The sequence below is a fragment of the Curtobacterium sp. GD1 genome (genome assembly GCF_020882855.1).
GTDB lineage: Bacteria > Actinomycetota > Actinomycetes > Actinomycetales > Microbacteriaceae > Curtobacterium.
Map to the genome: position 1 here is coordinate 13922 of NZ_JAFEVQ010000017.1, position 13115 is coordinate 27036.

Here is a 13115-nt window from a genome sequence, read left to right on the forward strand (position 1 = left end):
TTCTCCTGTGGTCGGTTCGGGAAGCGTTGGTTGCGGTGAGTCGGGAGGAGACGGCCTGGAGGCGCGGTGCGGGTGGCGACCCGCGCCTCCAGTCCGTCACGGGTCGCGGTCAGCGCACCCGGTCGGTGATGCTCTTGGGCCCACGGCCCATGCCGAGGAGGCCCGCACGGGCGAGCTCCTTGATGCCGTAGGGCTCGAGCACGCGGAGGATCGCCTGGATCTTGCCGGGGTCGCCGGTCACCTCGACGATGAGCGAGTCGTTCGCGACGTCGACGACCTGCGCACGGAACAGGTTCACTGCCTCGAGCACGGCCGAGCGCGTCTGGTTGTCGACCCGCACCTTCACGAGCATGTGCTCGCGCTGGACGGACTGGGAGAAGTCCAGCTCGACGATCTTGATGACGTTGACCAGCTTGTTGAGCTGCTTCGTCACCTGCTCGAGCGGGAGGTCCTCGACGTCGACGACGACGGTGATCCGGCTGAGGCCGTCGACCTCGGTGTTGCCGACCGCGAGGGACTCGATGTTGAACCCGCGGCGCGCGAACAGCCCGGCGACGCGGGTCAGCAGACCCGGCTTGTCCTCGACGAGGAGGGAGAGGACGTGGCTCATGCGGTTTCCCCCGTCATGTCGGCGTCCTCGTCGTCCCAGGTGGGGGCGAGGGCCTGGGCGTACTCGATGGACGAGTTGCTGACTCCCTGCGGGACCATCGGCCAGACCATCGAGTCGCGGCTCACGACGAAGTCGATCACCACGGGGCGGTCGTTGGTCTCGAGGGCGAGCTGGATGGCGGCGTCGACCTCGTCCGCCTTCTCGACGCGGATGCCGAGGGCACCGTACGCGTCCGCCAGCTTCACGAAGTCGGGCACGCGGCGCGAGTCGTGGCCGGTCTCGAGGTCGGTGAACGAGTGGCGGCCGTCGTAGAACAGCGTCTGCCACTGCCGCACCATGCCGAGCGACGAGTTGTTGATGATCGCGACCTTGATCGGGATGTCGTTGATGACGCAGGTCGCGAGCTCCTGGTTGGTCATCTGGAAGCAGCCGTCGCCGTCGATCGCCCAGACCACGCGGTCCGGCTCGGCGACCTTCGCGCCCATCGCAGCGGGGACGGAGTACCCCATCGTGCCCGCACCGCCGGAGTTCAGCCAGGCGTTCGGACGCTCGTACTTGATGAACTGCGCCGACCACATCTGGTGCTGCCCGACGCCGGAGGCGTAGATCGCCTCGGGGCCGCTCAGCTCGCCGATGCGCTTGATGATGGCCTGCGGCGCGAGCAGTCCGTCCGTCGGCTCCGCGTAGCCGAGCGGGAAGTCGACCTTGAGCTGCTCGAGCTTCGCCCACCACTCGGCGGTGCTCGCACGCTGGTCGGTCGGGATGCCGCCCCACGCGTCGAGCAGGTCGACCAGGACCTCTTTCGCGTCGCCCACGATCGGGACGTCGGCGAAGCGGATCTTCGAGATCTCGGCCGGGTCGATGTCGACGTGCACGACCTTGGCGTTCGGCGCGAACTCGTCGGCCTTGCCGGTCACGCGGTCGTCGAAGCGGGCACCGAGCGCGATGATGAGGTCGCTGTCCTGCAGGCCGAGCACCGCCGGGACGGTGCCGTGCATGCCGGGCATGCCGAGGTGCTGCGGGTGCGAGTCGGGGAAGGCGCCCCGTGCCATCAGCGTCGTGACCACCGGCGCACCGGTGGCCTCGGCGAAGCGGAGCAGCTCGGCGGTCGCCCGGGAGCGGATCACGCCGCCGCCGACGTAGAGCACCGGGCGCTCGGACTCGGCGAGGAGCTGCGCGGCCGCGGTGATCTGCTTGCCGTGCGCCTTGGTGACCGGACGGTAGCCGGGCAGGTCGATCTTCGGCGGCCAGACGTACGGCGCCGACTTCTGCTGGGCGTCCTTCGTGATGTCGACCAGCACGGGGCCGGGGCGTCCGGTCGTCGCGATGAGGTGCGCCGCGGCGAGGGTCGCCGGCACGTCGGCCGGGTCGGTCACGAGGAACGAGTGCTTCGTGATCGGCATGGTGATGCCGACGATGTCGGCTTCTTGGAAGGCGTCCGTCCCCATCAGGGTCGAGAAGACCTGGCCGGTGATCGCGATGAACGGCACCGAGTCCATGTAGGCGTCAGCGATCGCGGTGACGAGGTTCGTCGCACCGGGGCCCGAGGTCGCGATGGCGACGCCGACCTTGCCGGACGCCGAGGCGTAGCCCTCGGCGGCGTGGCCGGCGCCCTGCTCGTGCCGGACGAGGACGTGGCGGATCGTCTGCGACGCCATGAGCTCGTCGTAGAACGGGATGATCGCACCGCCCGGCAGGCCGAAGACGTCGGTGATCCCGAGGTGCTCGAGCGTCCGGAGGACGGCTCCCGAGCCGGTCAGGATCTCCGGCGTCCGGCGTGCACCGGCGGCCGCGGACAGCGGAGTGGCTTCCGTGGGCATGAGGTGTTCCTTGCCTGGAGTGATGGCGATGGTGCGTGTGTCGACGCTAGCCCGTGACCGCGCCCTTGGCGGCGGACTGGACGAGCTTCGCGAACTTCGCGAGGACTCCGCGGGTGTAGCGCGGGGGCAGCGGGGCCCAGCCTTCTCGGCGGGCTTCCAGCTCGGCTTCGTCGACCAGTAGGTCGAGCGAGCGAGCCGCGATGTCGACACGGATGCGGTCGCCATCGCGCACGAATGCGACTGGACCTGCGTCCACCGCTTCCGGTGCGATGTGGCCGATGCACAGGCCGGTTGTGCCGCCTGAGAATCGTCCGTCCGTCAACAGTAGTACATCCTTGCCGAGTCCAGCGCCCTTGATGGCCGCCGTGATGGCGAGCATCTCGCGCATGCCCGGGCCGCCCTTGGGCCCCTCGTACCGGATGACGACGACGTCGCCCTTCTGGATCTTCCCCTCGGTGAGGGCGTCCATGGCGGCGCGCTCGCGGTCGAACACCCGCGCGGGGCCCTCGAAGACCTCGGCGTCGAAGCCGGCCGTCTTCACCACGGCGCCCTCCGGCGCGAAGGAGCCCTGCAGGATCGTCAGGCCGCCGGTGGCGTGGATCGGGTTGTCGAGCGTCCGGAACACCTCGCCGTCGAGCTCCGGCGGGTCGATCTCGGCCAGGTTCTCGGCGAGGGTCTTGCCGGTGACGGTCATGACGTCGCCGTGCAGCAGGCCGGCGTCGAGCAGCGCCTTCATGATCACCGGGATGCCGCCGTTGCGGTCCACGTCGACCATGACGTACTTGCCGAACGGCTTCATGTCGGCGAGGTGCGGGACCTTCGAGCCGATGCGGTTGAAGTCGTTGAGGGAGAGCTCGACCTCGGCCTCGTGCGCGATCGCGAGGAGGTGGAGGACGACGTTCGTGGAGCCTCCGAGTGCCATGGCGACGGCGATGGCGTTCTCGAACGCCTCCTTCGTGAGGATCTGGCGCGCGGTGAGGCCCAGGCGGAGCATGTTGACCACGGCCTCGCCGGAGCGGTGCGCGTAGTAGTCACGACGACGGTCGGCGCTGGGCGGCGCTGCCGAGCCGGGGAGCGACATGCCGAGGGCCTCGGCGACCGACGCCATGGTGTTCGCGGTGTACATGCCGCCGCAGGCGCCCTCGCCCGGGACGATCGCACACTCGATCTTCTTGAGTTCCTCTTCCGACATGGTGCCGGCCTTGCACGCGCCGACGCCCTCGAAGGAGTCGATGATCGTGACCTCCTTGAAGGAGCCGTCGGCCTGCTTCACGTAGCCCGGCATGACCGAGCCCGCGTAGAGGAAGACGCTCGCGAGGTCGAGGCGCGCGGCCGCCATGAGCATGCCGGGCAGGGACTTGTCGCAGCCGGCGAGCAGGACGGTGCCGTCCAGCCGCTCGGCGTTCACGACGGTCTCGACGCTGTCGGCGATGACCTCACGCGAGACGAGGGAGAAGTGCATGCCCTCGTGGCCCATCGAGATGCCGTCGGAGACGGAGATGGTGCCGAACTGGAGCGGGTACCCGCCGCCGGAGTGGACGCCCTCCTTCGCCCCCTGCGCGAGGCGGTCGAGGGAGAGGTTGCACGGGGTGATCTCGTTCCACGAGGAGGCGATGCCGATCTGCGGCTTCTCCCAGTCCTCGTCCCCCATCCCGACGGCACGCAGCATGCCACGCGAGGTGGTTGCTTCGATCCCGTCGGTGACGACCCGGCTGCGCGGCTTGACGTCGATATCAGGCATGGGGTGAGTCTAGGCGCAGTTGGGATACCAAGCCGACAACTCCATGCATCCGCATGGGTGACGGGCGGTCCAGGAGGCGCGGCGCGGGTCCGCCGGGTCGCTGCGGGTCAGCGCGTGGCGCGGATCCGGGCGAGCTGCTTCAGCACGTCGGTGAGCGCCGCCGGGTCGGCGACGCGGAAGCCGGCGAGCGTGTCGCCCTCCCCCACCTTCACGCCGACGTCGCCGTCGCGGAGCACCCGGAAGGCGTCCTCGTCGGTGACGTCGTCGCCGGCGAAGAACACCGCGTCGGCGCCGTGCAGGTCGCGCAGCCTGGCGATCGCGTCGCCCTTGGTGACGTGCCGGACGGCGAACTCGAGGATGTCCTTGCCCCCGCGTTCGAGGACGTCCGGGTCGGCCTCGTGCGCGGCGGCACTCGCGGCGGCGTTCGCCTCGGCCGCGACCTCGGCGCTCACCCGGCGGGTGTGCACGCCGTGGCCGGCCGGCTTGTGCTCGATGACGACACCCGGGAACCGCTCCCCGACCGCGTCGAGCGCCGTGCCGATCCGGGCCACCCGGGTCTGCTCGTCGTCGGTGAGGGCCGCTTCGTCGTGCCCGTCGACGCGCCACTCCACGCCGTGCGACCCGACGAGGGCCATCTCGGCGGGGGCGTGCGTCACCGCGGCGAGGCTGTCCAGCGGGCGCCCGGAGACCAGGACGACCTCGGTGTCCTTCGCCCGGTGCAGGGTGAGGACGGCCGCCCACGAGCCGGGCAGCGCGCCGACCTGCGACGGGTCGTCGGCGAACGGCGCGAGCGTGCCGTCGAAGTCGAGGGCGACGATGAGTCGCGGCGCAGCCGCGAGCGTCTCGAGGGCCCGGTCGATGGCGGTCTGGTCGGTGGTCGTCTCAGGCATCACGCGCCTCCCGGGTGTCCTCGGCAGCACGCGCCGTCTGGGCGTCCTGGTCGAAGATCGACATGTTGTCCGTCTGCGCCTCGCGGTGCTGGTCCTTCGGGTCCGCCGCGGAGGGGTCGATCTGCGCGTTCTTCGGGGCGTGGCGGTCGAGCGCCTCGAGGAACGAGCGCGACCAGCGCGCCACGTCGTTGTCGCGGACGCGCTTGCGGAGGGCCCGCATGCGGGTCGAGCGTTCGCGTCGGGGCATCTCGATCGCGCGCTGGATCGAGTCCTTCAGCGCGCCGATGTCGTGCGGGTTGACGATGACGGCCTGCTTCAGTTCGTCGGCGGCACCGGCGAACTCGGACAGGATGAGGACGCCGTCGTTGTCGAACCGGGCCGCGACGTACTCCTTCGCGACGAGGTTCATGCCGTCGCGGAGGGCCGTGACGAGCATGATGTCGGCGGCGAGGTAGAGCGCCACCATCTCCTCGCGCGGGTAGCCGTGGTGCAGGTAGGCGATCGGCTGGTGTCCGATCACGCCGAGGTCGCCGTTGATGCGGCCGACCGTGAGCTCGATCTCGTCGCGGAGCGTGGCGTACGTGTCGACGCGCTCGCGGCTCGGGCTGGCGACCTGCACGAGGGTGGCGTCCTCGACCGCGATGCGGCCGTCCTCGACGAGTTCGCCGAAGGCCTTGATCCGGTGGCGGATGCCCTTCGTGTAGTCGAGGCGGTCGACACCGAGCAGCACGGTCTTCGGGTTGCCGAGGCTCGCACGGATCTCACGGGCACGCTCCTGCACCTCGGGTCGGTGCGCGATCTCCTCGAAGCCGGCGGCGTCGATGGAGATCGGGAAGTGCCGGGCCTCGACGTGCCGCACCGTGATGCCCTTGCGGCTGCGCGGTGCGTCCGGGTCGTCGACGGGGACGTCGATCGTCTGCCCCTTGGTCGTGTAGCCCTTGATGTGCCGGACCGCCCGGAGGAAGTCGCTCGCGTCGTCGTGCCGCTGGAAGCCGATCACGTCCGCCCCGAGCAGGCCGTCGAGGATCTGTGCGCGCCACGGGAGCTGGGCGTAGATGCCGACGGGCGGGAACGGGATGTGGTTGAAGAAGCCGATCGTCAGGTCCGGGCGGAGCTCGCGGAGGAGCGCGGGGACGAGCTGCAGCTGGTAGTCCTGCACCCAGACGATGCCGTCCTGCTCGACGATCTCGGCGATCTGCTCGGCGAAGCGCTGGTTCACGCGCTTGTACGCGTTCCACCAGTCGCGGTGGTAGCTCGGGTGCTCGATGACGTCGTGGTAGAGCGGCCAGAGGGTGTCGTTGCTGAACCCCTCGTAGTACTCCTCGACGTCGTCGTTGCTCAGCGGGACGGGCACGATGTGGATGCCCTCGTTGTCGAACGGGGCGACCTCGACGTCGGGCTGGCCGACCCAGCCGACCCAGGCACCGTCGTTCGCGCGCATCACCGGCTCGAGTGCGGTGACGAGGCCGCCGGGCGAGTGCCGCCAGCCCTCGTTGCCGTCCTCGTCGACGATGCGGTCGACCGGCAGGCGGTTCGAGGCGACGACGAAGGCGTAGCGGGTCTGTTCGGTGCGGGGTGCTGCCATGGGGTGCTGGGGTCTCCGTTCCGCCCGGCACGAACGCCGGGTTCGGTGCCGAAGTTACCAGCGTGCCGACAGCGGATTCACGGCGGATCGACGGCTTCCGGTACGCTGCGTCCATCGTGTCGGGGGGACACGCAGGTGACGCACGGGGTCGTCACCGCCCTCTCGACGAGAGAGGACCCAACCGTCGTGAGCGATCAGTCGCCCGTCCCGCCCGTTCCGCCCGGGCCCCCGTCAGCCGCGCCGGCCGCGTCCGACCCGCTCGGGCGTCTGCTCCGCGCCGTCCCCGGTCGCGACTGGGTCGCCGCCGTCGTCGCGGCCGTCGGCGGGTGGGTCGCCGCGTACGTCGTCGCGGCGATCTCGCTGTTCCTGACGGTCGCCGTGGCCGCCGCCGGTTCCGGTCCGGTGTCCACGGGCTCGTCGTCCGGCTCCGGCACCGGCGGCTCCGACCTCGGGTCGGCCGGGGCACCCGACGTCCAGTCGCTCCTGTCGGGGGTGAGCGTGCTGCTGGGGTCCCCGGCACAGCTCGTCGCCCTCGCGGACCTCGGGCGGCTGCACGGCTCCGGTTCGATCCTGCTGCTCGGTTCCGGGTCGGGGTCGGTCGGCGTCGTGCCCGTGCTGGTGCTCGCGGCGCAGGTCGTTCTCGCGGTCGTGCTCACGCGCCGCATCCGGAGCCGGGTCCTCGCGCTCCCGCAGCTCGTCGTCACGGCGGGCGTCGCCGGGCTCGTGACCACCGCGGTCACCACGCTCGCCGGCCTCGTGCTCGCCATCCGGTTCCCCGCCGTCTCCGGGGTGCATATCGACCCCGTGCACGCCGTGGGGATCGGCAGCGTGCTCGGGTCGTTCGTGATCGGCACCCTCGCGGTGCTGCTCGCCCGTCCGTCGCTGCTCGTCGGTCGGAGCACCTCCGTCGCCCGGGCACTCGGTGCCCTGCGGGTCGCCGCGTGGCAGCTCGGCGGGCTCCTGGTCCTGCTCGCCCTCGTGCTCGTCGTCGTGGCGCTCGTCGCGCAGCCGTCGTGGGGCGCCGCCCTGCCGCTGCTGCTCGGCAACGCGGCCGTCGCCCTGACCGCGCTCGGCTTCCTCGGCGGGGTCGGCACCTCCGGACTCGGTGCCGCCGGGAGCGACGCATCGGTGTTCGCGGGCGCCGGTGGCTGGACCTGGCTCGTCGTCCTGCTCGTCGTCGTGAGCTCGTTCACGGCCGGTCTGGCGCTGGCGGTGCGCCGGAACGACCGGGTCCGCACGACGCTCGACTGGGTCGCGACGCCCGTGGTCTGGTTCGTCGCCGGACTCGTGCTGTTCGTGCTCGGCACCGGCGTGGTGTCCTACCAGGTGACCGGTTCGAGTGCGGTCGGCGGGTCCGGCTCGGTCGGTGTGACCCCGTGGACGCCCGTCGTCTTCGCGCTCTGGGGCGGGGTCATCGAGGTCGTCGCCCGGTACGTCGCGCCCGTGCTGCTCCCCCGCCTCGGCGGCGGCGTGCTGCTGCGGACGGCGCGCGTGGTCGGGACCGACCCGGTGCCGGTGGTGCCGGTGCCGGCGCCGGTGCCGGTGCCGGCCCGGCCGACCGCTCCGGCCGACGGTGCCGCTCCGGTGTGGGCGGTGCCCGACGATGCGGCGGCCCCGGCGGCCCCGGCGGCCACGGCAGACCCGTCGCAGCCGGACCAGCCCGTCCAGTCCGTCCAGCCCGGTGCGCCGGTCGGCCAGCCGCACCCGAGCCAGCCCTTCGTCGGCCAGGGCGCCCCCGCCCCCGCGCCGATGTCCCCGCGCGCGAAGAAGGTCCTCGTGCGCTCCCTCGTCGCGGGCGGCGCGGTCGTCGTGGTCGTCGTCGCGGGAGCGATCACCACGGGCGTGCTCCGCACCACCGTCTGGGGCCCCGGACCGACGGCCCGGTCGTACGTCGACGCCATCGCGCAGGGCGACGCGGACACCGCGGCGAGCCTGAGCGAGGTGACCGGTGACGCCTCGATGCTCGACTCCGCCGTGCTGCAGAGCGCGAAGGACCGTCCCACCGACGTCCGCGTCGGCCGGGTGTCGACCAGCGGGGACACCGCGTACGCGAACGTCACCTTCCGGCAGGGCGACGCGCAGCGCTCCGGCCAGATCGTCCTCGAGCGGACCGGCACGTCGTTCCTCGTGAAGGACGAGTGGCGCGTCACGGAGCCGCTCACGGACCGCGTGACCATCACGGCCGGAACGGTCCTCGAGGGCGCCGACGTGACGATCGGCGGCAAGAAGGTGGGCGAGATCGAGAACGGCGCCTTCACGTCGCTCGCCTACCCCGGCAGCTACCAGGTCGAGGTCGGCGGCACGGAGTACTTCACCGGCGGCACCGAGACGCTCCGCGTGGGCTCGTCGAGCTCGCCGTACGCCGACTTCGAGGCGAAGCCCACGAAGGAGCTCGAGACCGACGCCGAGCAGTACGTGTCGGACCTCATCGACGACTGCGCGGCGAAGACCGACATCAGCTACGCGGACGGCTGCCCCTGGTACGGCCCGTACGACGCGGACGGCGCGGTGCAGTACGACGTCCGGTCGAAGCCGGATCTCGAGGTGCAGTCCTCCGGGGGCGGACTCGTCGAGGTGACGAGCACCGCGGACGGCAGGATCGGGTACTCGTACACGGACTACTTCGGCGACGCGCAGAAGAGCGAGGACACGTTCGACGTGGACGTCTACCTGAAGGTCGAGGACGGGAAGCTCGTCTCGGCGTACTGAGAGCCCGTACCGCCTGCACGGCCGACCCTGGAGTCCCGGGGTCGGCCGTCTCACTAGGCTCGACCCCATGGTCATGACACGGGCGTGGCGGAACGGCACCGCGGCGGAACGGGACTTCCCGGTCGACCGGATCTCCGAGCTCATCGCCGAGGACGGCACCTTCGTGTGGGTCGACTACACCGACCCCGAGCCGTCCGACCTCGAGCACGTCGAGACCGAGCTCGGCATCCACGCGCTCGCGGTCGAGGACGCCGTCGAGCGCGGCCAGCGCCCGAAGCTCGACCGGTACCGCGACAGCCTCTTCCTGGTCGTCTACGACGTGGGCGGCCTCGACCACGCCGGGGACCTCACCACGCACGAGGTGAAGGCCTTCGTGACCGAGCACGCCCTCGTCACGATCCACGGCAGCGACGTCGACACCGGGGCCATGGAGCGCCGGCTCGACGCGACCACGGACATCGCCGACCACGGCGTCCCGTGGTTGATGTGGGGCCTGCTCGACGCCGTCACGGACCACGCCACGAACACGGTCGAGGACATCGAGCGCCGGATCGACGCGCTCGAGGAGGACCTCTTCGAACACGGCACCCCGCGTGAGAAGCAGATCCAGCGGCGATCGTTCCGCCTCCGCAAGGCCCTGGGCGTCCTGCGCCGTCAGGTGGTCCCCACGCGGGACAGCGTCGCCTCGTTGCTGCACGGGGACGCCGAGACGATCTCGGACGGCATCCGCCCCTACTTCCGCGACGTCGAGGACCACCTCGTGTCGATCACCGACTCCGTCGACCAGCTCCGCGACGCGGTGTCGAGCGTCCTCGACACGAACCTCAACCTGGCGTCGAACCGGCAGAACACGGTCATGAAGAAGGTGACGAGCTGGGCGGCGATCATCGCGATCCCGACGGCGATCACGGGGTTCTTCGGCCAGAACCTGAAGTTCCCGGGAATGGGCGAGTGGAGCGGGCTCTACTTCTCCCTCGGGCTCATCATCGCCTCATCGCTGACGCTGTACCGGGTCTTCAAGGCGAAGGACTGGCTCTAGAGCCGCAGCGCGAGGATCCCGGCGACGACCGTGAGCGGCGCCACGATGCACCCGAGCGCCATGTACCGCCCCCACGACAGGTGGACGCCCTCGGACGACAGTCGTGCGTGCCACAGCAGCGTCGCGAGCGAGGCCCACGGCGTGATGAGGCAGCCGGCGTTCACCCCGACGAGGAGCGCCGCGTAGCGCAGGGCCTCGTGCCCGGCGGCCGGCTCGAGCACCAGGTAGGCGGGCAGGTTGTCGATCGCGTTCGCCGCCAGCGCGCCGGCACCGCCGAGCACCAGGAGCGACCCCGTCCCGGTGCCACCGGAGAGCGCAGCCACGATCGGGTCGGTGATGCCGGTCGTGTGCAGCGTCTCGACGACCACGAACAACCCGGCCGCGAAGACGAGCGTCGACCACGGCACGCGCGACGGCTTGAGCTCCGACGGCGCCCGGAAGGCCGCGACGACCACCAGCACGACCGCCGCGGCGATCGCGGCGATCCACACCGTGACGCCGGCGGTCAGGGCGATCACCAGCGTGACGAGCACCGCCGACGCCGACCAGAAGAACACCGGGTCGGTCGCCGCCCGGACCGAGACCGGCGTGTACCGACCGAAGAGCTTGCCGCGGAACACCACGAGGAGCACGGCGCACGGGACCACCACGCCGGCGAGGGCGGCCCACACCATGAGCCCGGCGAACGGGATCGGCCCGTCCAGCCCGATGCGGTCGACGGCGAGCAGGTTCGTCAGGTTCGACACCGGCAGCAGCAGCGACGCCGTGTTGGCGAGCCACACGGTCGTCAGCGCGAACGGCATCGGCGGCAGTCCGACCCGCCGGGCGAGCGTGATGACGATCGGGGTGAGGAGCACGGCCGTGGTGTCGATCGACAGGAACACGGTGCAGAGGACCGCGAGCACGACCACGGCGCCCCAGAGCCCGATCGTCCGACCGCCCCCGACCCGTGCCGCGACGTCGGCGAGCCGGTCGAACACCCCGGCGTCCGCCGCGAGTTCGGCGACGACGGTGAGTCCGAGCACGAAGGCCAGCACCGGGACGACCCGGTCGGCGAGCTCGGCGAGGTCGGACAGTGGGAGCAGCCCGAGGGCGACGCACACCGCGCCCACCACGAGCAGGACTCCCCCGATGACGGCCTGGCGCACGACGACTCCTCCACGAGTGCGCCGGGCAGGGCGTCCGGCGGCGCTCCAATGTACTGGCCGGTAGCGTTGACGGGACGACGACAGGAGGAACCCGTGCGGAAGTTCATGTTCAGCGGTGCGGTGTGGAGTTCGATCATCAGCGGCTACAGCGTGGTGCAGACCACGCGGCAGGGCCCGCGTGACTGGCGCCTCGCGCTGACGTGGGTGGCGTGGATCGCGACGACGCTCGTGGCGATCGGCACGGTCGTCGAGGACGACCGCGCCGTCAAGGCCAAGCAGCCGTAGACCGCGACGCGACCCGGTGACGGGACGCGACCCGGTGACGGACGGGAGGGACGGTGCCAGCTGGCACCGTCCCTCCCGTCCGTCTGTTCCGGGGCCGGCCGGTCAGCGCTCCGACCGCGGGATGTCCGAGGTCTGGATCGGCCCCGTGAAGAGCGCCGCACGGTCGTCCTGGTCCGGCGTGAACAGCGCGGACTCCGACGCGGTCGACGCCGCGCGCCGTCGCGGCGCCGCGACCTCGTCCACCATGAGCACCCGCTGGACCGGCAGCGCGTCGGGATGGGTCCGCTTGATCCAGTCGACGAGCTCCTCGCGGATGTAGCAGCGCAGGTCGAACAGGGACGGCGCGTCGTGCGAGGTCGCGAGGACCCGGACACGCACGGACCCCTGCACGGCGTCGGTGACCTGCAGGACCTTCACCCGGCGGTCCCAGAGCTCGGTGCGGTCGAGGATCCGGTCGAGCTCGGCCCGCATCTCCCCCGGCCGGACCCGCCAGTCGAGGTCGAGCTCGACGGCACCGAGCAGCTCGCTGTTGGTCCGGGTCCAGTTCTCGAACGGCGTGCTCGTGAAGTACGTCGACGGCAGCACGAACCGCCGGTCGTCCCACAGGTGCACGACGACGTAGGTGAGGGTGATCTCCTCGATCCGCCCCCACTGCTGCTCGACCACGACGACGTCGTCGACACGGATCGACCCGGAGAACGCGAGCTGCATGCCGGCGAAGACGTTGCCCAGCGTCGACTGCGCCGCGAGGCCCGCGATGACGGAGATGAGCCCCGCCGACGCGAGCACGCTCGCCCCGGCTGCCTCGACCCCCGGGAAGGTCAGCAGGATCGCGCCGATGCCGATGATCACGAGCACCGCGACGGTCAGCCGGCGGATCACGAGGACCTGCGTGCGGATGCGGCGGGCCTGCCGGTTGTCCGGGACGTCGATGCGGAAGCGGTGCAGGCCGAGGTCCTCGAGGAAGATCGCGATCTGGCACGCCAGCCAGGTACCCGCGGCGATCGTGGCGATGAGGAAGCCGTGCGACACCGGCGCGCGCCACGGGAAGGCGTCCGGCCGGTTCGGGACGCTCGTGACGAACGCGACCCAGAGGAGCACGACGAGCAGTTCGGTGCGGAACGGGTGCTTCATGCGTCGGGAGAGCACGGCCGCCCAGCGTTCCCGCCGCGCGAGTGCGCGGAAGACGAGGTGCAGGACGAGCGCGGCGGCGGCGGTGACGAGCAGCGCGACGCCGATCGCGACGAGGAGCCGGAGGAGGATGTCCATCCCTCCATCGAAGCGGTGG

The 13115-nt window shown here is 71.2% G+C and carries 10 protein-coding genes; 3 read left to right on the top strand and 7 right to left on the bottom strand.

The window, feature by feature from the left end:
• Positions 1-109: 109 nt before the first annotated feature.
• The 5 genes from ilvN to otsA form a co-directional block, all read right to left on the bottom strand.
• Positions 110-610 carry an acetolactate synthase small subunit gene (gene ilvN / locus JSX79_RS10905; protein WP_022907763.1) on the bottom strand — a complete coding sequence of 167 codons (501 nt, stop codon included), beginning with the start codon at positions 608-610 and terminating at the stop codon, positions 110-112.
• Entirely contained in the window at positions 607-2430 is a 1824-nt protein-coding gene (locus JSX79_RS10910; protein WP_070418528.1) for an acetolactate synthase large subunit, read from the bottom strand. Before JSX79_RS10910 ends, ilvN begins: the two co-directional genes overlap by 4 nt.
• Before the next feature lie 46 nt (positions 2431-2476).
• The gene (gene ilvD, locus JSX79_RS10915) at positions 2477-4171 is read right to left on the bottom strand and encodes a dihydroxy-acid dehydratase (protein ID WP_229086208.1); all 1695 of its coding nucleotides are present in this window, start codon (positions 4169-4171) and stop codon (positions 2477-2479) included.
• Positions 4172-4278: 107 nt separating this feature from the next.
• Positions 4279-5061: a trehalose-phosphatase gene (gene otsB, locus JSX79_RS10920; RefSeq protein ID WP_229086210.1), complete on the bottom strand. Its 783-nt coding sequence runs from the start codon at positions 5059-5061 to the stop codon at positions 4279-4281.
• On the bottom strand, positions 5054-6646 hold the full coding sequence (otsA, locus tag JSX79_RS10925; protein ID WP_070418525.1) for an alpha,alpha-trehalose-phosphate synthase (UDP-forming): 1593 nt from the start codon (positions 6644-6646) through the stop codon (positions 5054-5056). The genes otsB and otsA overlap by 8 nt, the downstream gene beginning before the upstream one ends.
• Positions 6647-6832: 186 nt before the next feature.
• Here otsA and JSX79_RS10930 point away from each other — a divergent pair, with 186 nt between their 5' ends.
• A complete protein-coding gene (locus JSX79_RS10930) occupies positions 6833-9355 on the top strand; it encodes a hypothetical protein (RefSeq protein WP_229086212.1) in 2523 nt (840 codons plus the stop codon).
• Positions 9356-9422: 67 nt separating this feature from the next.
• Positions 9423-10394, top strand: coding sequence for a magnesium transporter CorA family protein (locus JSX79_RS10935; protein WP_229086214.1), 972 nt, complete (start codon positions 9423-9425; stop codon positions 10392-10394).
• On the opposite strand, the gene JSX79_RS10940 is transcribed toward JSX79_RS10935, so the two are convergent.
• Positions 10391-11542 carry an SLC13 family permease gene (locus JSX79_RS10940; RefSeq protein ID WP_229086216.1) on the bottom strand — a complete coding sequence of 384 codons (1152 nt, stop codon included), beginning with the start codon at positions 11540-11542 and terminating at the stop codon, positions 10391-10393. The genes JSX79_RS10935 and JSX79_RS10940 overlap by 4 nt on opposite strands.
• A 93-nt stretch (positions 11543-11635) precedes the next feature.
• Here JSX79_RS10940 and JSX79_RS10945 point away from each other — a divergent pair, with 93 nt between their 5' ends.
• Positions 11636-11827, top strand: a complete 192-nt coding sequence (locus JSX79_RS10945) for a hypothetical protein (protein WP_070418521.1) — start codon at positions 11636-11638, stop codon at positions 11825-11827.
• Positions 11828-11929: 102 nt separating this feature from the next.
• Here the strand turns inward: JSX79_RS10945 and JSX79_RS10950 are convergent, their stop codons facing one another.
• Positions 11930-13096 (bottom strand): mechanosensitive ion channel family protein, encoded by a 1167-nt coding sequence (locus JSX79_RS10950; protein WP_229086218.1) that lies wholly within the window; start codon positions 13094-13096, stop codon positions 11930-11932.
• Positions 13097-13115: the final 19 nt, after the last annotated feature.

Excerpts from the sequence above, each read along its gene's own strand:
- JSX79_RS10935 (WP_229086214.1), top strand. The coding sequence starts at position 9,423 with ATGGTCATGACACGGGCGTGGCGGAACGGCACCGCGGCGGAACGGGAC.
- ilvN (WP_022907763.1), bottom strand. The coding sequence starts at position 610 with ATGAGCCACGTCCTCTCCCTCCTCGTCGAGGACAAGCCGGGTCTGCTG.
- ilvD (WP_229086208.1), bottom strand. The coding sequence starts at position 4,171 with ATGCCTGATATCGACGTCAAGCCGCGCAGCCGGGTCGTCACCGACGGG.
- JSX79_RS10910 (WP_070418528.1), bottom strand. The coding sequence starts at position 2,430 with ATGCCCACGGAAGCCACTCCGCTGTCCGCGGCCGCCGGTGCACGCCGG.
- otsB (WP_229086210.1), bottom strand. The coding sequence starts at position 5,061 with ATGCCTGAGACGACCACCGACCAGACCGCCATCGACCGGGCCCTCGAG.
- JSX79_RS10950 (WP_229086218.1), bottom strand. The coding sequence starts at position 13,096 with ATGGACATCCTCCTCCGGCTCCTCGTCGCGATCGGCGTCGCGCTGCTC.
- otsA (WP_070418525.1), bottom strand. The coding sequence starts at position 6,646 with ATGGCAGCACCCCGCACCGAACAGACCCGCTACGCCTTCGTCGTCGCC.